Source organism: Rheinheimera sp. D18 (assembly GCF_004345025.1).
Lineage (GTDB): Bacteria > Pseudomonadota > Gammaproteobacteria > Enterobacterales > Alteromonadaceae > Alishewanella > Alishewanella metallidurans.
In genome coordinates, this window is sequence record NZ_CP037745.1 from 1,784,458 (window position 1) to 1,806,952 (window position 22,495).

21 protein-coding genes are annotated in these 22,495 nt (G+C 44.5%); 13 read left to right on the forward strand and 8 right to left on the reverse strand.

Going from position 1 to position 22,495, the window contains the following annotated elements:
* The first annotated feature begins 117 nt into the window (after positions 1 to 117).
* The 8 genes from E0Z06_RS08440 to rimO all read left to right on the forward strand — a co-directional run bounded on the left by E0Z06_RS08440 (position 118) and on the right by rimO (position 9,435).
* The gene (locus E0Z06_RS08440; protein WP_132583696.1) at positions 118 to 399 is read left to right on the forward strand and encodes a hypothetical protein; all 282 of its coding nucleotides are present in this window, start codon (positions 118 to 120) and stop codon (positions 397 to 399) included.
* Between the two features lie 106 nt (positions 400 to 505).
* Positions 506 to 1,441 carry a ribosome biogenesis GTPase YlqF gene (ylqF, locus tag E0Z06_RS08445; RefSeq protein ID WP_132583698.1) on the forward strand — a complete coding sequence of 312 codons (936 nt, stop codon included), beginning with the start codon at positions 506 to 508 and terminating at the stop codon, positions 1,439 to 1,441.
* Positions 1,442 to 1,510: 69 nt separating this feature from the next.
* On the forward strand, positions 1,511 to 1,840 hold the full coding sequence (locus E0Z06_RS08450) for a cobalt transporter (RefSeq protein ID WP_132583700.1): 330 nt from the start codon (positions 1,511 to 1,513) through the stop codon (positions 1,838 to 1,840).
* A 45-nt stretch (positions 1,841 to 1,885) separates the two neighbouring features.
* Positions 1,886 to 3,154, forward strand: a complete 1,269-nt coding sequence (locus tag E0Z06_RS08455; RefSeq protein ID WP_132583702.1) for a TolC family protein — start codon at positions 1,886 to 1,888, stop codon at positions 3,152 to 3,154.
* Positions 3,155 to 3,156: 2 nt separating this feature from the next.
* Positions 3,157 to 4,116 carry an efflux RND transporter periplasmic adaptor subunit gene (locus tag E0Z06_RS08460; protein ID WP_132583704.1) on the forward strand — a complete coding sequence of 320 codons (960 nt, stop codon included), beginning with the start codon at positions 3,157 to 3,159 and terminating at the stop codon, positions 4,114 to 4,116.
* Between the two features lie 9 nt (positions 4,117 to 4,125).
* Entirely contained in the window at positions 4,126 to 7,245 is a 3,120-nt protein-coding gene (locus E0Z06_RS08465; protein WP_132583706.1) for a CusA/CzcA family heavy metal efflux RND transporter, read from the forward strand.
* 109 nt (positions 7,246 to 7,354) lie between these two features.
* Positions 7,355 to 7,867, forward strand: a complete 513-nt coding sequence (locus tag E0Z06_RS08470) for a DUF1993 domain-containing protein (RefSeq protein ID WP_132583708.1) — start codon at positions 7,355 to 7,357, stop codon at positions 7,865 to 7,867.
* Positions 7,868 to 8,031: 164 nt separating this feature from the next.
* Positions 8,032 to 9,435: a 30S ribosomal protein S12 methylthiotransferase RimO gene (rimO, locus tag E0Z06_RS08475; RefSeq protein ID WP_132583710.1), complete on the forward strand. Its 1,404-nt coding sequence runs from the start codon at positions 8,032 to 8,034 to the stop codon at positions 9,433 to 9,435.
* A 34-nt stretch (positions 9,436 to 9,469) separates the two neighbouring features.
* On the opposite strand, the gene E0Z06_RS08480 is transcribed toward rimO, so the two are convergent.
* From E0Z06_RS08480 to E0Z06_RS08490, 3 genes are read right to left on the reverse strand one after another with little or no spacing between them, the layout of a single operon-like run.
* Positions 9,470 to 10,039 carry a dienelactone hydrolase family protein gene (locus tag E0Z06_RS08480; protein ID WP_132583712.1) on the reverse strand — a complete coding sequence of 190 codons (570 nt, stop codon included), beginning with the start codon at positions 10,037 to 10,039 and terminating at the stop codon, positions 9,470 to 9,472.
* Positions 10,039 to 11,208: a VWA domain-containing protein gene (locus E0Z06_RS08485; protein ID WP_132583714.1), complete on the reverse strand. Its 1,170-nt coding sequence runs from the start codon at positions 11,206 to 11,208 to the stop codon at positions 10,039 to 10,041. The genes E0Z06_RS08480 and E0Z06_RS08485 overlap by 1 nt, the downstream gene beginning before the upstream one ends.
* A gap of 58 nt (positions 11,209 to 11,266) precedes the next feature.
* Positions 11,267 to 12,112 carry a MoxR family ATPase gene (locus E0Z06_RS08490; protein ID WP_132583716.1) on the reverse strand — a complete coding sequence of 282 codons (846 nt, stop codon included), beginning with the start codon at positions 12,110 to 12,112 and terminating at the stop codon, positions 11,267 to 11,269.
* Positions 12,113 to 12,223: 111 nt separating this feature from the next.
* Between E0Z06_RS08490 and cysK the strand changes: the two genes are divergently transcribed.
* Complete coding sequence (cysK, locus tag E0Z06_RS08495) at positions 12,224 to 13,198, forward strand: cysteine synthase A (protein ID WP_132583718.1); 975 nt, start codon at positions 12,224 to 12,226, stop codon at positions 13,196 to 13,198.
* A 104-nt stretch (positions 13,199 to 13,302) separates the two neighbouring features.
* Positions 13,303 to 13,743 carry a hypothetical protein gene (locus tag E0Z06_RS08500; RefSeq protein WP_132583720.1) on the forward strand — a complete coding sequence of 147 codons (441 nt, stop codon included), beginning with the start codon at positions 13,303 to 13,305 and terminating at the stop codon, positions 13,741 to 13,743.
* Between the two features lie 9 nt (positions 13,744 to 13,752).
* On the opposite strand, the gene E0Z06_RS08505 is transcribed toward E0Z06_RS08500, so the two are convergent.
* Together E0Z06_RS08505 and ggt are read right to left on the reverse strand one after the other, a co-directional pair.
* Entirely contained in the window at positions 13,753 to 14,493 is a 741-nt protein-coding gene (locus tag E0Z06_RS08505) for an enoyl-CoA hydratase (RefSeq protein WP_132583722.1), read from the reverse strand.
* Positions 14,494 to 14,505: 12 nt separating this feature from the next.
* Positions 14,506 to 16,266: a gamma-glutamyltransferase gene (gene ggt, locus E0Z06_RS08510; RefSeq protein WP_132583724.1), complete on the reverse strand. Its 1,761-nt coding sequence runs from the start codon at positions 16,264 to 16,266 to the stop codon at positions 14,506 to 14,508.
* Between the two features lie 195 nt (positions 16,267 to 16,461).
* Between ggt and rrtA the strand changes: the two genes are divergently transcribed.
* Positions 16,462 to 17,052, forward strand: a complete 591-nt coding sequence (gene rrtA / locus E0Z06_RS08515) for a rhombosortase (RefSeq protein WP_243695477.1) — start codon at positions 16,462 to 16,464, stop codon at positions 17,050 to 17,052.
* On the opposite strand, the gene E0Z06_RS08520 is transcribed toward rrtA, so the two are convergent.
* Complete coding sequence (locus tag E0Z06_RS08520) at positions 17,033 to 17,707, reverse strand: RluA family pseudouridine synthase (RefSeq protein ID WP_132583726.1); 675 nt, start codon at positions 17,705 to 17,707, stop codon at positions 17,033 to 17,035. The genes rrtA and E0Z06_RS08520 overlap by 20 nt on opposite strands.
* 106 nt (positions 17,708 to 17,813) lie before the next feature.
* On the opposite strand from E0Z06_RS08520, the gene E0Z06_RS08525 reads away from it, so the two are divergent.
* Together E0Z06_RS08525 and mscL are read left to right on the forward strand one after the other, a co-directional pair.
* On the forward strand, positions 17,814 to 18,500 hold the full coding sequence (locus E0Z06_RS08525) for an RluA family pseudouridine synthase (RefSeq protein ID WP_132583728.1): 687 nt from the start codon (positions 17,814 to 17,816) through the stop codon (positions 18,498 to 18,500).
* A 128-nt stretch (positions 18,501 to 18,628) separates the two neighbouring features.
* Entirely contained in the window at positions 18,629 to 19,030 is a 402-nt protein-coding gene (gene mscL / locus E0Z06_RS08530) for a large-conductance mechanosensitive channel protein MscL (protein WP_132583730.1), read from the forward strand.
* 92 nt (positions 19,031 to 19,122) lie between these two features.
* Here mscL and E0Z06_RS08535 read toward each other — a convergent pair whose 3' ends face one another.
* Positions 19,123 to 21,594, reverse strand: coding sequence for a prolyl oligopeptidase family serine peptidase (locus E0Z06_RS08535; protein ID WP_132583732.1), 2,472 nt, complete (start codon positions 21,592 to 21,594; stop codon positions 19,123 to 19,125).
* 185 nt (positions 21,595 to 21,779) lie between these two features.
* The gene (locus E0Z06_RS08540; RefSeq protein WP_132583734.1) at positions 21,780 to 22,388 is read right to left on the reverse strand and encodes an NAD(P)H-dependent oxidoreductase; all 609 of its coding nucleotides are present in this window, start codon (positions 22,386 to 22,388) and stop codon (positions 21,780 to 21,782) included.
* Positions 22,389 to 22,495 lie beyond the last annotated feature (107 nt).

Genomic DNA, 22,495 nt, shown 5'->3' on the forward strand with positions numbered 1-22,495 from the left:
ATAAGTAGCAAACGTAAAACCTGTTACAGGATTACATTTTTAAACAAAACAATGCGGGTAAATAATGCTGTATTTTCTTATCATTAGTTTATCCATTTTGTTTAAGCGCAGAGTATCATGCAGACTTTAGCTCCAAAGCTGGAATTTTCTCCTCAGCAATACTTAACATTATTGGCATTATTAGTCTTAGCTAGTGTATGTAATCCAATGTTAGCTTGGCTATTTCCATCTATTGCCGGCAGTGTATGGTTAACTGTCTTGCCTCCTCTGATTGGTATTTATCAGTTACTGTTGTTTTTTCGTAATCTTGGTATTATTAGTTTACCTAACGCCGCATACTACTCCGCGTTATTAGCCCCTTTATTTGCATTAAGTTTTTACTCGTTTGTACTGCATTAACATACCTTTAGTCATTTTTAAGTTATTATAGCGCCCACTCTGACAGTGTGGAGGGCATATGCACCTCTTTAGTTGTTTGTTATTCGCTATTTTAAGGTACTAACTAATGTCTATTAACTGGTTTCCGGGCCATATGCACAAAGCCCGCAAAGAAATTGCCGAAGTCATGCCGCAAGTCGATATCATTATCGAAATGTTAGATGCGCGCATTCCCTTTTCCAGTGAAAACCCATTAGTACCGCAGCTTCGTCGTAACACGCCCTGCATTAAAGTATTGAATAAAGCTGATTTAGCCGACCCCATATTAACCCAGCGCTGGGTCGAGCATTTTGATAGCCAGTCAGGGGTTAAAGCCATTCCTATTAGCCAGCAAAACCCTGAGCATATTCGCGCCCTACTACAACTATGTAATGACATGCTGCCAGAGCGAAACCTTGAAATTCGTGGTGCTCGAGCCATGATCATGGGTATACCTAACGTGGGTAAATCTACATTAATTAATACCTTAGCTGGGCGTATTATCGCCAAAACCGGTAACGAAGCCGGAGTTACAAAAACACAGCAACGGATTAAGCTAGATAACAACGTTACCTTAACCGATACGCCAGGCTTTTTATGGCCCAAACTTAGCCCGCCGACTTGTGGTTATCGCTTAGCGGTAACGGGCGCGATTAAAGATACCGTATTTGATTATGCCGATATCGGCATGTTTGCCGCAGAATATCTATTAGCTACCTATCCGCAAGCCGTGATGCAGCGTTTTGGTTTAACCGAGTTGCCAGAGAATGATCTGGCCTTAATGGACGCTATAGGCATTAAACGTGGCGCCATGCGTAAAGGCGGTATTGTCGATTTAGAAAAAGTTGGCAGCATACTGATCACCGAATTACGTGCCGGCAACCTTGGCGCTATTACCCTCGAAACACCAGAAATGGTTAGCCAAGAACAAATTGACGCTAAAGCGGCTGAAGCAAGCAAAGCCATTGATAAAGCCCAGCGTGAAGCAGAACGTAAGCGCAAAGCGCAAAAGAAATACCGCTAATGGTAAGTCACTTTATGCTTGTTGATGTTGTAGCTGCACGTTACTATAGCAAGCTTATTTGAGGCTGAGATGCTGCGCAAAACCATTGGCTTAGTTATATTACTGATCATTATGCTTAACCATGCGGTTGTGGCGTGCGATGCTATGATTATACATATGCCTGATCATGCCCATGCCTATGCCAGCTTAACCGATACCCACCTCAATCAGGTACATAACAACGATCACAGCAGCAAAGACGATGCAGACCAACACAGCGCGCATGCCCATGTCAGCTGCCATATTGCCTTTTTTAATGGCGTAGAATTACTTAATTTTAATAGTTCAGCCATCAGCTGCGCTAACCTTAGCTGCCAAACCATAAGTTACAGCCCACCAGTACCGCCTCCTAACGTTTAATCCTGTTCGCTTTTTACCCTAATATGAACTTACAGGAGCATACCTATGTGTATGAGATATTCTTTGCCAGCACTGCTGGCTGCTATTTGCTATTGTCTAAGTGCAAGTGCTGAGCCGCTATCTTTAACCCAAGCATTACAGCAAACCTTGCAACACAACCCAGCGTTACAGGCCTATTCATATCAGCTGCGGATTGCTGAAGCTAGCTTGCTGAATGCTGGCAATAGTCCAGCGCCGCAACTCGATATTGCTATTGAAAACATTCTGGGTCGTGGTGATAATCGTGGCTTAGCTGGTGCTGAATTTACCTTAAGCTTAAGCCAACAAATTGAGCTAGGCAGTAAACGCGAACGCAGGCTAGATGTGGCCGGCTGGCGAAATAAGTTACAGCAAAATAATTACGAACTAACTCGTTTAGATGTGTTAGCCGATACCACCAAGCAATATATTCAACTCCTGAACCTGCAACAGCAAAGAGTGCTGACTGAGCAGAAAATTACTCGCGAAACCGATTTGCTTAATACGGCGTTAGAGCGCGGCAAAGCCAGCAACTTGCACGAAGCGGATATCAGCCGCATTAAGTTAAAATTACTTCGCAGTGAAATAGCACTGGCAAACATTAGCCAACAACTAGAACAACAGCGCTATCAGTTGGCAGCTAACTGGAATGCAGAGCCCAACTTTAGCGAGGTAACCGGTGATCTGGCGGTTCTACCCTTGCTACCTGCGTTGTCGGAGCTACAAACCGAACTACAACGTAGCCCACTAACGAGCCGCTATCTAACGCAGCAACGCTTAGCTCAAAGTTTGCTACAGCAAGCCGAAGCAAACAGCAACGCTAATATAACTGTATCAGCGGGTATACGCCGTGATGAAGCACAAAATGATACCTCATTAGTGTTGGGGTTTAGCCTACCGCTTTACACTGCTGCAGCCAGCAAAGCAAACCAGCTAGCGGCAGAAGCTGAGCAAGAGCTTGCAAGTTCACAGCAGCAGCTTAACCATACCCAGCTTAACTTGCTTCTAACGCATTATGTCCTGCAATTAAATACCTTACGCTCAGTATCCACCGCTATTACTAACCAGCTTTTGCCACAGGCCAAACATTTGTTAGCAACCAGCATGGCTGGATATCAGCAAGGCCAAATTGATTTACTTAGCGTGTTAGCCGCCGATGAAGAACTGCTGCAAGCCAACTTAGAACTAGTTGAAAGTCAACGTCACTTTCACCTAATAGTACTAGAGCTAGAACGCCTAACCGGACAGCCGCTGGTGTTATCAGGCCCAGTACCATTTGCCAAAATAGAGAATTAATTATGCCACTACTAACAAAAAAACGACTGAAAATGCAATCGACGTTGCACCGTCTACTACTGCTAATCGTATTTAGCGCCAGCCTACTTAATATATCGGCACAGGCCAGTGATGATGCACACGACGACCATCATGATGAGCATAGTGACGAACAACCACTTAATATCAGCCAGCGCATGCTAGCGCTAAACCAAATCAGTACAGAAACCGCAACAGAAGTTACCTTGCAGCAAAAGACGCATCTGTTTGGCATCATTACCGCCATTCCTGAACAGCAAGCAACAGTTAAAGCTCCTTATACCGCAACGGTTGATAACGTTATGGTAAAACAAGGCGATAACGTCAGCAAAGGTCAGGTATTGGTTAACCTAACTAATATTAGTAGCTTAAAAAGCTATCAACTACGTGCACCGCTAGCAGGAATTATTACTCAGCGTTATATCAATAATGGTGAGCTGGTGCGAGATGAAGCACTGCTTGAGATTGCCAACTACAACAAAGTATATGTAGAGATGTCGGCCTTTCCATCTGATACTGCGCGGATAAAACCAAACCTGCCCGTCAATGTTTTTAGCCTGCACCAGGCCAAACAAGCTGACACCCACATCAGTTATATTTCGCCGCAAATGAGCAATAGCCATATTACCCGTATTCGCGCAATTATTGACAACCAAGATGGTTACTGGCGCCCAGGTATGCATATTAAAGCTGACATTCAAACTGCAGAAATTATGGTGCCGATTGCAGTTAGAAAAACTGCATTACAACAGATCGACAATGAACCCGTAGTATTTGTCCGCCATGGCGATAAGTTTGAAGTGCACAAGCTGACACTTGGCCGTGAAGACGATAACTATATTGAAGTACTAACTGGATTAGAGGTTGGCAGTGAATATGCCAGCAAAAACAGCTTTATTCTTAAAGCTGACGTACTTAAATCTGGCGCAAGTCACGAACATTAGGAGCGCGCTATGATTGACCTAATACTAAAGCAAGCATTACAGCGGCGTTATTTAGTGTTGTTGCTTACGCTACTGATGGCGATGGCCGGTTTGTGGCAGGCACAGCAGCTACCAATGGATGCAGTACCTGATATTACTAACGTGCAGGTACAAATTAACACTTCAGCAGCGGGCTATTCACCGCTGGAAACCGAGCAACGACTTAGCGTTATTATTGAAAATGCCATGGCCGGCTTACCCAAGTTGCAGTATAGCCGCTCATTATCACGCTATGGCATGTCGCAGGTAACCGTTGTTTTTGATGAAGACACCAATATTTATTGGGCGCGTCAGCAAGTAGCCGAACGTTTACAAAGTGTACGCGACAATCTACCTGCCGATAGTCAAGCTAGCCTTGGTCCGATCACCAGTGGCTTAGGTGAAATTTTTATCTACTCCGTAACCGCCAACGCTGATGCGCGCACAGCTGAAGGTAAAGCTTACACCCCTGAAGATTTACGCACCATGCAAGACTGGTTGATTAAACCACAACTGCTCAAGGTTAAGGGGGTAACAGAGGTTGATGCTATTGGTGGTTATCAGCGTCAATATCAGATAGCCCCTGATCCTGCTCGGTTATTAGCGTTTAAACTAACGCTGGATGATATTGCTGCGGCAGTGCAACGGAACAACAGTAATGTTGGTGCAGGCTATATTGAACAGCGTGGCGAACAGTGGCTAGTGCGCTCGCCCGGGCAACTTAAAAACCTGAACGATATTAGCCAGCTGGTTATCGCCAAACGCGGTGACGCGCTGGTAAGGCTGCATGATGTGGCTGACGTAATATATGGTAAAGAATTACGCAGCGGCGCCGCGAGTATTAACGGTGAAGAAACCGTGCTTGGTACAGTATTTATGTTGCTGGGTGAAAACAGTAGAACCGTATCTAGTGCGGTGGCAGCAAAGCTAGATGAAATAAACCTGCGTCTACCTGATGGCGTAACCGCTACTGCCGTATATAACCGCACTACACTGGTAGATAAAGCCATTGCTACCGTTCAAAAAAACCTATTTGAAGGCGCAATACTGGTTATCGTAGTGTTGTTTATCTTTTTGGGTAATATTCGCGCCGCATTAATCACCGCACTGGTGATCCCACTGAGTATGCTGTTTGCCATCAGCGGTATGGCGTTGAATAAAGTCAGCGGTAACTTAATGAGCTTAGGTGCTATCGACTTTGGCTTAATTGTTGATGGTGCCGTTATTGTTACTGAAAACTGCTTGCGACGCTTAGGGTTGGCCCAACATCGGCATGGCCGCCTACTTACATTAGAAGAGCGCTTAGCGGAGGTTTATCAAGCAACGAAAGAAGTATTCACCCCAGCCGTATTTGGTGTGCTTATTATTATGCTGGTGTTCTTACCCATTTTTGCTCTACGCGGGGTTGAGGGCAAAATGTTCCACCCTATGGCTTTTACTATTATCGTCGCGTTGGCAGGAGCGGTGTTATTGGCCATTAGCTTTGTACCGGCAGCTATTGCTATTTTTATTCGTGGTAAAGTAACGGAACAAGACTCGGCCTTAATGCGTATATTAAAGCAAGGTTACTCACGCTTACTGGGCATCAGTATGCACCAGCCATTGTTAGCGCTAACCTCGGCTTTTATCTTGGTTGCAGTGGTATTTTGGCAAGGCAATAAGCTTGGCACTGAGTTTATGCCACAACTTGATGAAGGTGATATCGCCCTGCATGCGTTACGTATTCCTGGCGCCAGTTTGTCACAGTCATTACAAATGCAGTTGCTACTAGAGCGTGAAATTGGCACCTTAGCGCAGGTTGAACGAGTGTTCTCAAAAATGGGTACTGCAGAGGTTGCTAACGACCCAATGCCGCCGAATGTCGCCGATACCTATGTAATGCTTAAACCTCACTCTGCATGGCCAGATCCTAGCTTAACTAAAGCCGAATTTATAGAACAACTGCGCCAGATAGTAGAAGCTATACCGGGCAATAACTATGAATTTACTCAGCCAATACAAATGCGCTTTAACGAACTAATAGCCGGTGTTAGAGCCGATGTGGCGGTACGCATCTATGGCGATGATTTAGCCGAACTGACCAAGGCCGCAGAAGCCGCTAGCCTATTACTTAATAATATTGCCGGCGCTAAAGATGTGCGGATGGAGCAAACTACGGGTTTACCTATGTTGTCGATTGAACCAGACAGTGAACATCTTGCGTTACTAGGAATAGACGTAACGACGTTACAAAACACGATACAAACGGCCATTGGTGGGCGTCAATTGGGGCAAATTTACGAAGGTGATAAAGCCTTTGCCCTTGTATTGCGTTTAGCTGACGATATTCGTGAAGATCCGCAGCAGCTAAAGCGTTTACCGGTAGCTCTGCCTTATACCGATGCTGAGTTATCTTACGTACCGCTGGGTGAAATTAGCCAGTTTAATGAAATTAACGCCGCTAATCAGATCAACCGAGAAAGTGGCAAGCGTAATATTGTTGTTAGCGCCAACATAGCCGGCCGTGACCTTGGTAGCTTTATCGCAGAAACCCGCCAAGTTATGGATTCTCAACTAATATTACCGTCTGGTTATTGGTTAGATTACGCTGGCACCTTTGAGCAGTTGCAATCAGCATCCACAAGGCTAGCTTGGTTAGTACCAATAACACTGCTGCTTATTTTTGGCTTACTGTTAAGCGCGCTTGGCAGTGTGCGAGATAGTGTTATTGTCTTTAGCGGCGTACCACTGGCGTTAACTGGAGGCTTGGCCGCGTTAATGCTACGCGATATGCCGTTGTCTATTTCTGCTGCGGTTGGTTTTATTGCACTATCAGGTATAGCGGTACTTAATGGTGTGGTTATGCTCACTGTAATTAAACAACTACGAGAGCAAGGCATGCAATTACAGCAAGCTATTACACAGGGGGCAATAATGCGTTTAAGGCCAGTGCTAATGACCGCGTTAGTCGCCAGTTTAGGCTTTATTCCCATGGCGCTAAACACGGGTGCAGGCGCTGAAGTTCAGCGCCCACTAGCAACAGTGGTTATCGGCGGTATTATCTCAGCAACAATATTAACGCTATTACTGCTGCCATCACTGTACAAGTTGGTACATAACAAACGCAGTTAATAAGCATAAAAAAGACGGTGCTATATGTTTTAGCACCGCCATTGTTAAACGTTACGCACAGCCCCATCTACAGTGATGTACTTTAGCAACCGATCAGAAGGGTTAATCTATGTTTTATGATATGACAGTAGTGCAATTTAGCAAAATGCTACAAAATTTAACGGCTATCCTCAACAAGGGTGAAGCCTTTGCCCAAAGCAAAAAAATTGACGTTGCTGTTTTACTCAATTCACGTTTGGCACCGGATCAGTTTAATTTAATCCGTCAGGTGCAAATTGCCTGTGACACCGCGAAGTTAGGTGTAGCACGTTTAACCGGCAAAACAGACTCAGCACCTAAGCACGCTGATGACGAAACGACATTAGAGCAATTGCAGCAGCGTATTGCCGACACAGTGGCTTACTTAGCCACCTTTAGCGAAGCTGATTTTAACCAAGCAGCAACGCAGCACGTAACGCAGCCGCGCTGGGAAGGTAAATACCTGACTGGATCTGACGCTTTAATTCAGCACATAATCCCGAATCTGTATTTTCACGTCAATGCTGCCTACGCCATCTTACGCCACAATGGCGTAGATATTGGTAAACGAGATTATCTGGGCGTTATGCCTTATAAATCTTAACCTTTCGCCAATTATTAATTGGTCAAAAAAATGCCGAGTATCTGCTCGGCATTTTGTTTTAACGTATTTTGTGCTTAGTATTTAACCATTCACACCTGTTTCTTGCGCTGCTTTGAGGTATAATCCGCCGACTTTTTTCGGCGCAGCCAACTTCAAGAGACACTATGACAGTACAGACCTTTGATCCGACACAAACCACCACCTTGGACACGCCAGTTAAAAGCCTTACGGCACAGGCTTTAGCCAGTTCAAGTAAAGGTAATACTATTGGCTTCGTTAGCCTTGGCTGCCCGAAAAACTTAGTCGATTCAGAGCGCATTCTTACGCAATTAAAAAGCGAAGGCTACAATATCGTGCCGACATACGACGACGCGGCCTTAGTTATTGTTAACACCTGTGGCTTTATTGACAGCGCAGTACAAGAGTCGTTGGAAACTATTGGCGAAGCCTTAGCCGAAAACGGCAAGGTTATTGTTACCGGTTGTTTAGGTGCACGCGAAGATGAAATTCGCCAAGTACACCCCAATGTATTAGGTATTACTGGCCCGCACTCTTACGAGAACGTATTAAAGCAAGTACACGAATTTGTGCCTAAACCTAAGTACGACCCCTTTACCATGTTAGTGCCCGATCACGGTATTAAATTAACCCCCAAACACTACGCCTATGTAAAAATTTCTGAAGGCTGTAACCATCGCTGCACCTTTTGCATTATTCCGTCAATGCGCGGTGACTTAGTCAGCCGTCCAGTAGGTGAAGTATTAGATGAAGCGCAGCGTTTAAAAAATGCCGGCGTAAAAGAGTTACTCATTATTTCTCAAGACACCAGTGCCTATGGTGTTGATGTAAAACATCGTACGGGGTTTTGGAATGGCTCTCCGGTTAAAACCTCAATGCAATCATTATGCGAAGCTTTGGGTGAGATGGGTATTTGGGTGCGTTTGCACTATGTTTATCCGTACCCGCACGTAGATGACATTATTCCATTGATGGCAGCCGGTAAAGTACTGCCTTATTTAGATATTCCGTTTCAACATGCCAGCCCGCGTATTTTAAAACTGATGAAACGCCCAGGTCAGGCGGACCGCGTATTAGAACGGATTAAGAAATGGCGTGAAATCTGCCCAGAGCTAACCATTCGTTCCACCTTTATTGTTGGCTTTCCTGGCGAAACTGAAGAAGATTTTCAAATGCTACTCGACTGGTTACAAGAAGCCCAGTTAGACCGAGTTGGCTGCTTTAAATACAGTCCTGTAGTGGGCGCTAAAGCAAATGAATTAGCTGATCCGGTAGCGGATGAAGTAATGGAAGAACGCTATCATCGTTTTATGCAAACGCAACAAGCCATTAGTACTGCGCGGTTACAAGCTAAAATTGGCCGCACCATTAAAGTGTTAATTGACGAAGTAGACGATGAAGGTGCCATTGGCCGCAGCCATGCTGATGCACCAGAAATCGACGGTGCAGTGTATTTAAACGGCTTAACCAAGGTAAAACCGGGCGATATTATTAATGCTGTAGTTACCGAAGCCGATGAATACGATTTATGGGCAACAATTGCTGAGTAACTAAATTAAAACACTAAATCGCATTAGTTTACGGTTATTGCTTTAAACGGGTAATAACCTGCAATAAACGTTGTAAGCCGTATTGGTACGCTACGTCATTAAATGCAGGTGACGCGCTATTCATAAAACCATGCTGATAAACCGTTTTATTAGCGCTAATCGTGGTGTTAGCGCTTAACTGTTGCAGCATGTCATCGACATTAAAATGATGTTCTTGTTCGCCAAATATCAGCTCTGTAGCGATGTTTGGCGATTTATCTTGATGCAAATGTAGTTGCCCAGGATAAAACAACACTAAATTTTTAATACTAAGAGGTTTAACATCTGCAACTGCACGCCATAAAGCGGATGCGCCCGCGCTAAAGCCTATAGCAAGATTGGGCTGCTGTGTTAACGCTTGGGTCACACCTTGTGTATAACCGTCATGGCCAGTCTGGGCAATAAATGCCTGATAAGCGCTAAGCTCGGTATCAAACTGCTGTAGGCGACCTTGGTAAGGATCAACGGTTTGTACGGTTACACCTGCGTTTTGTAAGCAATCAATTAAAGATTGTAATACGTCACCATAGCCAAAAATATCGGTTGCAATCAGTACTTTTAGCATTATAACAATGCCTTTATTGCCAGGTTTAACCCCTGTAAAGTTAACGGATACATACGCTTACTGACAATACCTTCAATCATTGAAATTGAATGATAGTGCGGCCACCACGCTAACGGCTGAGGATTAAGCCACACGGCTTTAGAATATTGCGCTAACAAGCGCTGTAGCCATACTTTACCTGGCAGTTGATTAAAGTGCTCGACACTGCCGCCTGGGTATTCAATCTCGTAGGGCCCCATAGTAGCGTCACCAACAAAAATTAGTTTATAGTCAGCGCCATAGGTATGAATAATATCATCTACCTTCACCTGCTCGGTGTAACGACGTTTATTATTACGCCAGACCCCTTCATATACGCAATTATGAAAATAAAAAAACTCTAAATATTTAAACTCACTTTTTACTGCCGAAAATAGCTTTTGACATTGCTCAATATGGTCGTCCATCGAGCCGCCAACATCAAAAAACACTAACAGCTTAATCGCGTTGTGGCGCTCGCGCACAAAGCGTAGGTCTAACCATCCCGCTTGCTCAGATGTTGCCTGAATAGTGCCATGTAAATCTAGCTCTACTTCAGCACCGCTGCGGGCAAACTTGCGCAACTGCTTTAGTGCCAGTTTAATACTGCGATTATTGAGTTCGCTGTCGGTGTCGAGATCTTTAAACTCACGCTGATCCCACACTTTAACGGCACGCCTAGCGCCACTGCCCTGCTGACCAATACGCACACCTTCTGGGTTAAAACCATAAGCACCAAAGGGTGATGTACCGCCGGTGCCAATCCACTTGTTACCACCACTGTGCTTTTTTTGCTGTTCTGCTAAGCGCTCACGCAAGGTTTCCAGCAGTTTATCCAAACCACCCAGCGCGTGTAACTTAGCTTTTTCCTCAGCGCTAAGTTGACGCAATACATCAGGAATAAGCCAGTCAGGTGGGATCGCAGCGGCTAAATCGACCGTTGCAACGCCGGAAAAATACTCTGCAAACGCACGGTCAAATTTATCGTATTGGGTTTCATCTTTTACTAAACATAAGCGCGATAATTGGTAAAACGCGTTGGTATCAGCAAACACCACCTGTTGCTTTAACGCATTTAGTAAATCGAGCAATTCAGTAATACTGGCTTTTAAGCCATATTTTCTTAGCGTAAAAAAGAAGTCAATCAGCATTTATCTGTTCCAACCATTGAGGGCAGCCGTAAACTTTGGCTCTGCTAAAGCAACCTATTTATCTAACTTGCCGTTTGGCCATAAAAGCTAACTTTTCAACTAACGCGACATCTTGCTCATTTTTTAATAGGGCACCAAACATTGGCATTAAACCGCCTTTTTGCTGTTTGTCAGTTAATACCTCAGCCGGAATATCTTCAGCCAATAATAACTTTAACCAATCTAGTAATTCTGACGTAGATGGTTTTTTCTTTAGGCCTGGTAATTCGCGTAGGTCAAAAAACACCTCTAATGCCGTGCTAAGTAACTGCTGTTGAATATTTGGATAATGTACATCAACTATTGCCCGTAAGGTGTCGGCATCAGGAAAACGGATATAGTGAAAAAAACAGCGACGTAAAAATGCATCCGGCAACTCTTTTTCATTATTCGAGGTAATAATAACAATGGGTCGCTGGGCTGCGCTTATTTGCTCGCCGGTTTCATGCACATAAAACGCCATTCTATCTAGTTCGTGCAATAGGTCGTTAGGAAACTCGATATCGGCTTTATCTATTTCATCTATTAATAACACGGGGCGTTTTTGCGCGGTAAATGCCTGCCATAATTTGCCCGGACGGATATAGTTATTAATATCCTGCACTTTTTCACTACCTAATTGGCTATCACGCAGCCGAGATACCGCATCGTACTCGTATAAGCCATGTTGTGCCTTAGTAGTAGACTTAATATGCCATTGAATCAGCTCAGTATTTAAACTGGCTGCTAGCTCTTCTGCTAACCGAGTTTTCCCAGTACCAGGCTCACCTTTAATCAGTAAGGGCTTCTCTAACGTAACCGCCGCATTAACGGCCAAGGCTAACTCATCAGACACGATATAATGCGCGGTGCTTTCAAAGGCCACTATAACTCTCCTTACTGGTGGTAAAACGTAATATCTTATAGCAAAACGCTACTTCATTTTTTGCTGCACAGGCGTATTCTTATAACCAATTTATCGTAAACGGAGTTTTTTATGGCAAACGTCTATGCAGACAACTCATTGTCTATCGGCCGCACCCCTCTGGTCAAATTAAACCGGACTATCGAAGGCGGTGCCAATGTCTACGCAAAAATTGAAGCGCGCAACCCCAGTTTTAGCGTTAAATGCCGCCTAGGTGCAGCCTTAATCTGGGATGCCGAGAAAAAAGGTACCTTAACCAAAGACAAAGAAATTGTCGAACCCACCTCTGGCAATACAGGCATTGCCCTCGCATTTGTGGCGGCCAGTCGCGGGTATAAACTCACTCTAACTATGCCAGCGACCATGAGCTTAGAGCGGCGTAAACTGTTAAAAGCACTAGGTGCTAATTTAGTATTAACTGAAGGCGCTAAAGGTATGAAAGGCGCCATCGAAAAAGCGAAAGAAATCCAAGCGTCTAACCCTAACAAATACCTTATTTTAGGTCAGTTTGATAACCCCGCTAACCCACAAATTCACTTTGATACCACCGGACCAGAAATTTTTAATGATTTAGACGGCAAAGTAGATATCTTTGTTGCTGGTGTGGGCACAGGTGGCACTATCACTGGCGTTAGCCGCTATTTTAAGCACGAAAAGCACTTAAATGTACAATGTGTTGCGGTAGAGCCAACTGAATCGCCGGTTATTACTCAGGCTAAAGCGGGTGAAGCGCTAACCCCAGGGCCGCATAAAATTCAAGGTATTGGTGCGGGCTTTATTCCAGCTAACTTAGATTTAAGCATTGTCGATAGTGTTGAGCTAGTGAATAGTGACGACGCCATTGCAGCGACGCATCGTTTAATGAAGGAAGAAGGCATTCTAGCCGGTATTTCCTCAGGTGCAGCATTGGTCGCAGCGCAGCGCTTAGCAGCTAAACCAGAAAATGCGGGTAAAAACATTGTCATTATTCTACCCAGTGCGGCTGAACGTTATTTAAGTAGCCCGCTGTTCGCCGACGTGTTTAGTGAGCAAGAGTTAACCGCTTAGTTAACTGTTTATTGAACGTTTAGGGCTACTTAGGTAGCCCTTTTACTTTACAGTTAATAAAAAAAGCTCCAAACTGGTGTTTATAACAATAATGGACCCAGCCGATGAAGTTACGTTATTTACTCCCCTTACTATTATTATTAGCCGCCTGTAGCGACGAACCTAAAGTTAATGCGCAATGGGGCACACCAGAATACATTGCCTCTGAATTTCTTAACGCTTTATATAATGAAAGAGATTTAGATAAAGCTAAAAAGCTAAGTACCAAAGAATTCGCTGAGCTAATGCAGTCTTATGGCACCGTGCGCCAAGTATCACGCACCTTAGTTAATGCCTCATTTGATACCGTTGATATAAGGGTAAACCGCAGTGGTGGTAATCTACGTGAGCAGTATGAAGATATCGCAAAAATTGCGCTACTGCTAACCGGAATACACGACGGCAAGCAAATAGATGAGCTGCGTACCGTTGAACTGATTAAACAAAACAATCGCTGGGTAGTCAGCGCGGTTCAGATTGATAAATATAGCAGCAGCGCGCGCTAACACCCTGTTTTAGCGCTGAAAAAATGCAGCTATCCGCTGTTGGCTTTCGTCACTATTTAGCAAACGTTGAAACTGCTGTAATTCTGCCGTTATACTTTCAAGCGTTATTTGCTGCGTTGTGCGTTTTAGTAAAGCTTTACTCGTTTGCACGGCAGCTGCAGGTAATGCAGCAAGCTTAATGGCTTTTTGTACTGCCAGCTCAGTTAGCGCATCCATGGCTACAACCTGATTTACCAAACCCATTTGCAATGCGTCCGCGGCGGTAAAACTCTCGCCTAGCAATAGATATTGCGCCGCTCTTTGGTAGCCGACAACACTTGGTAATAGCACGCTAGAGCCCGCTTCTGGGCATAAGCCTAATTGGGTGAAAGGTAATTGAAAACGGGCGTTGTCCGCGGCATACACCAGATCGCAGTGCAGTAATGCCGTCGTGCCTATGCCTATGGCTAAACCGGCAACTGCCGCAATTATTGGCTTTGGAAACTGTGCTAACTCATACAAAAACTGTACCGTTGGATGCTCAGCGTTTAACGCTCCAGCACCCAAAAAATCGTGTAAATCATTTCCGGCGCTAAAACAATCTTTAGTACCTTGTAATAACACGACGTTAATACTGTCATCTGTAGCCGCCTGCTGTAGTGCCAAAGTCAGCTCGCGATACATTTGCTGGCTAAGTGCATTTTTTTTCTCTGGCCGATTTAAATGAATATGCACGACACCGTCAAATCGGTACTGAAAAATATCCGTCATACTAACTCCCTATTACTTGCCCGCAACACTGCCTTCACGGCGCGGATCGGCGGCACCTTGCAAACTATCTGACGTTAGCATAATGACATGTAAACCGCTGTTGAGATCTTGAAGCTGCACCTTATAACCCATAGCTTCAAACGTCGCTTGTTGCTGCTCTAGCACGGTGCCCTGCTCTAATGCTAAATAATCATTTCGGTGCGTCATATGCGGCAAATTAAGCGCCTGCTGTACATCTAGTTTCCAATCTAAGATGGCAACTAGGCTTTGCGCTACATAGTTAATAATCCGGCTACCACCAGGCGAGCCGATTAACAGCACTAGCTTGTTATGTTGGTCAAACACCATCATCGGTGCCATTGACGAGCGCGGCCGTTTACCCGATTCAACCCGATTAGCCACTAAATAACCATCTTGTACTGGGCTTAAACTAAAATCGGTCAGCTGATTATTGAGTAGAAAGCCGCCAACCATTAGGCCCGACCCAAATACGTTTTCAATACTCGTCGTCATGCTAACGGCGTTACCTTCAGCATCAACAATAGAAAAGTGGCTAGTATTAGGTAGCTCTGGTGAACTAGCAGAAATAAGCGCCGGTGCATCTTTAGGTTCGCCTGCAACAGCAAGTGCGCCATTTTTATGCGGATCAATAAGTGTAGCTCGACTAGCTAAATAATTTGGCGCTAACATGCCAGCAACAGGCACAGCAACATATGCGGGATCGGCAACGTAACGATCTCGATCGGCAAACGCCAGCTTTGCCGCCTGTGCCAACAAATGTGTTGCCTGGATACTGTCTGGTGCCAACTTTGCCATATCAAATTGCTGCAATAGACCTAAAATTTGTAATACCGCAACACCGCCTGAGCTTGGTGGTGCCATACCACATACTTTATACACCCGATAAGGCATACAAATCGCGTCACGCTCAATGGCTTTATAATTTGCCAGATCAGCGACACTTAGCTTACCTGGGTTAACGGGCGCTGTTTGCACGCGCTCGCTGATCGCTTTAGCCAGCTCACCCTGATAAAACGCCGCAGGCCCCTCTTTTGCTATTGCCTTTAATGTTGCAGCATAAGCTGGGTTTTTTACTATTTCGCCTTCTACCCGAGCTTTACCTTTTGGGAAAAAATACTGTTTAGGTTCATCAAATTCAGCTACGCCAGGGTTCCAGCCTTTAGCTAATTGCGCCGCGGTTCGATTAGAAAGTGCAAAGCCATGTTCTGCTGCGGCTATCGTATCGGTAAATAACTCGGCCCATTTTAATTTGCCGTATTGCTGATGTGCTTCGTACAACATAGCTACCACACCTGGCACACCAACAGATTTACCGCCAACAAAGGCTGTACGCCAGTCCATTAATTTACCGTTTTCAGTAAACAATAAGGGGGTGGCGCTCGCCGGTGCCGTTTCTCTACCATCAAACGAGGTTAAACGCTGTTGTTTATTTTGCCAGTGCAGCATAAAGGCACCACCGCCGATACCTGAACTTTGCGGTTCCACTAACCCCAGCATAAGTTGAGTAGCAATAGCTGCATCAACTGCACTGCCGCCTTTGGCCAGTATCGCCCTACCCGCTTCGGTTGCAATGGGGTGGGCAGCAGTTACCATATAGCTTTTACTCGTGACCAGTTGTTGCTGATAACGCCCGGTAGCGGCCTCTGGTTCTCGGCTTTCTTGCTGGGCTAACGCTGAATACGTAGAAAAAGCGCATAGCGTTAGACTAATGCCAAATAGCGCTGTGCGAAGGGTATTAAAAGGTAGAAACATAGTAAGTGCTGTCATCTCGCAACAAGGTAGCTATACCCTAACCAGAACAAGCGCCAATATCAATATTAACAAAGGTTACTAGGCCAACTAATAAGCAGCTTTATCGCATAAACTGACGAAGTTTGTAATATTCCTTGACCCAAACCTTCAGATCGTTTTGCATAGGCAGCATAATCTAATAACGATGACATCAGTTTGACTAACTTTACGCTAAAACATTACCTGCCTTATTTATTATTAGCCGCCATCATGCTGGTATTGGCATGGCTACCAGAGCAGTGGCAAAACATGCTGCAATACAATTACACCGATATTACTGCTGGCGAATATTGGCGCTTAATAACGGGGCATCTGCTGCATAGCAATACTTGGCATTTAATAATGAATATTGGTGGCTTATTGCTTGCCATGGCGCTGCACGCGGTTTATTTCAGCTACCGTCAGTTAGCATGGCAATGGTTACTTTGTGCCGTAGCGATAGGTTTAGCGTTATATTATTTTTCGCCAGATATCCGGATTTACGTTGGTTTATCGGGGCTGTTACACGCCATGCTGGCGTTAGGCGCAATAAAAGACATACAACTAAAAATGACCACGGGCTGGCTATTACTCATAGGGCTAGTGGCTAAGGTAATAATGGAGCAATGCTTTGGCCCAGACACCGATTTAGCCGAGCTAATTAACGCCAATGTTGCAGTAGATGCACACTTGTATGGCGTTATTAGTGGTATTATGCTGGGTGTTATTAGTAGCGTGTTTTATCGTATTAAAACGGTGCTGGCGTAGTAAAACTCAGTACGTCACCCGTTAACGGATGAGTAAAACGGATATATTCGGCGTGCAACATTAGGCGCGGGCTTTTGGCCGCAATGTCTGGCGTAGCATACAGCGTATCACCAAGTATCGCATGCCCCAGCGCTAACATGTGCACACGTAACTGGTGTGAGCGCCCAGTTACAGGCTCTAACTGCACTCGACTTTGTAGGGTTTCACTAGCAAAATTTAAGCGATGATAACGGGTAACCGATGGCTTACCTGTTATATGACACACTTTATATAGCGGCCGGTTTTCTGTATCTGCGCCAATAGGTAAATCAACTACACCTTTAGCTTGCGCCAGCCGGCCATCAACCACGGCCACATAATGTTTTTGCACACTACGCGCTTGAAACTGTTTACTAATATCAGATAACACACGCTTGGTTAGTGGCAGCAGCACTAAGCCAGAAGTATCGTAATCCAGTCGATGTACTACTTGTGCCGAAATAAACTCACGCTGTACTCGAGTAATAAGACAATCTTGATTTTCTGGATGTCGACCCGGCACCGTTAATAACTTGGCAGGTTTATTTACTACCAACAGCACATCGTCTTCATAAACGATTTGATAAGGCTCGGTAGTGGCAGGCAGTATGGCTAAACTTTCAGCGCTATCAGTCATAATGGGCTCTTAGCAATTAAAACGTTGGCTATTATGCCGTAAAACCCAGTTGTCTGCCGAGTAAATTCAGCTAAGCTAGACACATTAATCTCTAACCGATAATGCTATGAGCGATCTGTTTATTTATCAGCCGCCAACTGAACCTTGGCTTGAGGTGATCTATCAGGACAAAGATCTAATTGTGTTAAATAAACCTAGCGGCTTATTAACTAACCCCGGTCGTGGTCCACATTTAGCCGATTGCCTATTAAGCCGCGTACAACAACAATACCCGCTAGCGCAGTTAGTACACCGATTAGATATGGCAACCTCCGGCGTGGTGGTGATCGCGCTGCGACGTAAAGCTGAAGCCGCGTTAAAATTACAGTTTGCTAACCGTAGTGTCAGTAAACGCTACTTAGCTATGGTTTGGGGCACTCTGGCCCAAACCAGTGGCAGCATTGATGTACCGCTAATTGCTGACGCAGAGAATTTACCCAAACAAAAGGTCTGCCTGCAAACCGGCAAAACAGCCGTTACCCATTATACAGTGCTACAACAATTAACTGATCGTGCATTGGTCGAGTTAAGGCCCGTAACCGGCCGTTCGCACCAGTTACGCCTACATATGTTACATTTAGGCCACCCTATTTTAGGCGATGCATTTTATGCCCATACTGAAGCACTGGCTGCGGCAAGCAGATTACAGCTGCATGCCGCATCATTACAGCTTAATCAACCTTACAATGGTGAGCGCTTAAGTTTTAATGCTGATAGCGATTTTGTTACGGCCGCGGGTACGCTCATTGTGTAACTAAACGTAAAAAAACAACAAAACCGATTAATGACAAAAAACCTGTATCTAGCTATAGTGCGAGGGTTGCCAAGCGAAAATTGAGCCTTGGCCAAGCAAACAATAAAAAATAACACAGGAATATAAATATGAGTATGCTGCAGGAATTTAAAGCATTTGCCATGCGTGGCAACGTAGTGGATATGGCAGTCGGTATCATTATTGGTGCGGCCTTTGGTAAAATTGTCTCTTCTTTTGTTAGTGACGTTATTATGCCACCTATTGGTGTGTTGCTTGGTGGCGTTAACTTTCGCGACCTTGCAGTGATCATTCAGCAGGCTACGGAAACTCAAGCTGAAGTAGTGATTAAATATGGTATGTTTGTGCAAACTATCATCGACTTTATCATTATTGCTTTTGCCGTTTTTGTTGGTGTTAAAGCGATGAACTCGTTAAAGAAAAAAGAAGAAGCACAGCCTGAACCCACACCAGCAGCAACACCTGCGGATATCCTTTTATTGACAGAAATTCGTGATTTACTGAAAAAGTAATAATTACTTATACTGGTTTAGTAATAAAAACGTCTCCCTTGGGAGACGTTTTTATTTGCTCAGTACTATTTATTTCATACTAATTACAGAGATTATAGGTTTTGTTCAAACAACTTATAAATCCGACGATATTCATCTAACCAGCTGCTTGGCTGGCGAAAGCCATGTGCCTCAACCGGATAAATTGCCGTTTCAAAGTTATTGTTTTCTTGTTCAATTAAGCGCTGCACTAAACGTACAACATCTTGGAAAAACACGTTGTTATCAACCATAGGCGCGTTAATTAGCAGCGGCTTTTTTAAACCTTGGCTAAAATAAATGGGTGAACTGCGCTCATAAGCAATAGGGTCAATAGCCGGTGAGTTAAGTATATTTGACGTGTAACCATGGTTGTAATAAGCCCAATCGCTCACTGGACGCAGTGCCGCGCCGGCCTGAAATAAATCAGGTTGTGTAAACAGTGCCATAAAGGTCATAAAGCCACCGTATGAGCCACCGTAGGTACCAATGCGCTTGCGGTCAACATTGGCGTTGTCGACTAACCAGTTAACACCATCGGCCAAATCTTCAATTTCTGGCGTACCCATTCTACGGTAAATTGCAGTGCGCCAATCGCGGCCATAACCCGCAGAGGCGCGATAGTCCATATCCAATACTACATAACCTTGTTGTACCAACAGGTTATGGAATAAAAACTCACGAAAGTATCCCGACCAACCTAAATCGCTGTTTTGTAAATAACCCGCACCGTGGTTAAAAACAACTGCCCGACGCTTATCGCCTGCTTTATAATCTGCCGGTAAATACACTTTAGAAAACACCGGCTGCTTACCATGGCTTGATGGCACGGCTACCACTTGTGGCGCAACTAAAGGCAACTTTTTAAACTGTTCCGACATCGTGTCGGTAAGGCGTTTGGCCGCTGCATTTGGCGTAGCATCTGCAACATATAATTCTGGCGGTAATAAATTAGTCGAGAACTGCAGTAAGAGCTTTTGTTCATCTGGCGACAAAGTAAAACTCGTACTGCCGCCTAGGTTGGTTAGCTGCTCAACATCGCCTCCGGTAGATGCAACCCGATATACCTCGTAATTGCCTGGGTGGGTTTTATTAGCTTTAAAATAAATATAAGCATCATTGCTAGTTAATATTGGCTCGCTAACTTCAAAGGTGCCTTGGGTTAGTTTTTTCGCTTTACCTTTTAGCGGTTTAACGTATAAATGCGAATAACCGCTTTCTTCGGATAAGTAATACAAGCTGTCGCTGTTATTTAACCAGCCAAAATCATTAAATGAGTAATTAACCCATGCAGTGTCATGCAACCGATGCTGTGGTACTAAGGTTTTGTTTTTAATATCTACTGTCGCTATCCAGCGATCTTTGTTATCTAGTGCTTTTAACATCAGTGCCACTTGCTGGCCTGATGCATGCCAACGAATTGCTCCTTGGCTCCAATACCAATCATCCATTAAACCAATATCGCGGATCACCTTCTCAGATTTATATTTTTCACCTTTGGCTTTGGCGTTTTCAGCCTTTACTTCTGCAAGCACATCTTCGTTATAGCCAGGCAAGCTGGTATAACTTAGCTCGGTACTACTGCCATCAAGCAGGCTTAATAACATAATACGCTGTGGCTCTGGCGTAACATCGTTTACCCTAGCGCGCACTGCTTCAGCGGCGATATCACCGTTGCTGGTAATATAGTTAGGCATGATGTCTTTTTCGTTGCGTTTACCCGCTTTACGCACCGACACCAGCATATAATCTGCTTTAGGTGACAGGCTAGCGCCAACCACCTGCATGCCCTTACCCAGATAAAACGCAGCCGCGGCAATGTTACTATTTTGTTGCTGCAATTGCTGTTTGGCCGCAAAACGTTGCTCCGCGTTTTTTTGCTGCAAAGCGACAAACTCAATCAATTTATGCTGCTCTTGGGCTAAATAGCCTTTTGGCTTAGTTGGACCTTTAGGTTGATCTTCTGTTTTAAGGCTCACTAATTCAATACGTTGGCCGCTGGTTAAATTTTCGGCATACCAGTTCCAACCTTCACGGTAAGTTAAGCGGCCATCAAGTAAAAACTCTGGCGCATATTGTGTGGCGTTGTCTCGGGTTAATTGCGTTAGCTTGCCACTTGCCATATCTCGAACATAAATATCACCTTCAAACGCATAAGCTTGCAAGCTGCGATCAGCATTGTATACCGCGTTTGCGCTACCGGCTTGATGTTGCTGCGCCAATGTAACAGCGCTGCCATTATCGTTAGCCGCTAGCGGTCGAGCAAACCAATCTCGTAATTCACTACCCTGCTGTTTTCGTTGGTAATACACCTGCTGGCTGTCGTAGTTCCAGTGTGCACTTTCTGGCTCACGGCCCAGCCAATCTGGATCAGCCATAATTTGCTCTAGGGTTAACTTAATACTTGGGTCGGCGGTATATACGCTAGGCACACTAATGGTGGTGGTTTGATAACTTTGTGGTTCTGACTTTTTTGCTTGTAATGGGCTGATCAGTGCCAAGCTACACAAGGCAACCGCCAACACAGAATAACGAATATTGGGCATAGTTAAATTCTTATAATAAGTAAAAGACTAGCTGTTATACAAAGCCTTGAGTGCTAACGCAAGATGACATACCTCAGATGCGGCTGACAGCGGGCCAGATAAGATTAATAGACAGAAAAAAGCCGGTCTAAACTAGACCGGCAAATAGTGTGTAAATAAACAATAATGGCATAGCTAAAGCAAAATTAAGCGGCTATTTTTGCGCTGATTTCAGTTAAACTAACCATGGCCGCATTAAGCGCCGCTTGTTGCGACTCAGCCCCCATATTAAGGCCTTCGGCATAAATAAACTGGAGTTTTTTTAAGCCAACAAAGTTAAAGAAACTTTGTAAAAATGGCGTCTGGCTATCCATAGTTGAACCTTGATAAACACCGCCGCGAGTGGCAAAAATAACTACGGGTTTGTCATCCAGCAAGCCTACGGGGCCTTGCTCAGTGTATTTAAAAGTAACGCCAGCACGCGCTACCCGATCGAACAAGGCTTTTAACTGTGACGGTATGCCAAAGTTATACATAGGTACACCTAAAACAATCACATCGGCTAGTTTAATTCTGGCAATAATATCATCAGAAATAGCCGCCAAACGCTGCTGCTCAATGCTGCGTTGATCTACCGGTGTCATCCACGCTGCCATTTCTGTCATATCCAAATGCGGCACCGGTGTGACGTTTAAATCCAGCGTATCCAGTTTGAAGCGGTCTTGTGGCAATTGGGCGATAAATTGTTGTGCTAACTGAACCGAATGACCTTTGTCACCGTTAATAGAACTGTTAATCACTAAAATGTGTTTCATGAACGTCTCCCGTTAGTAGTTTGCTTATAATACAGTGTTTTTTTAGGTAGAAAATCGCAATAAAACGCACATACCTTTCTACTTTTTAATTTAATTAAACTTAATCC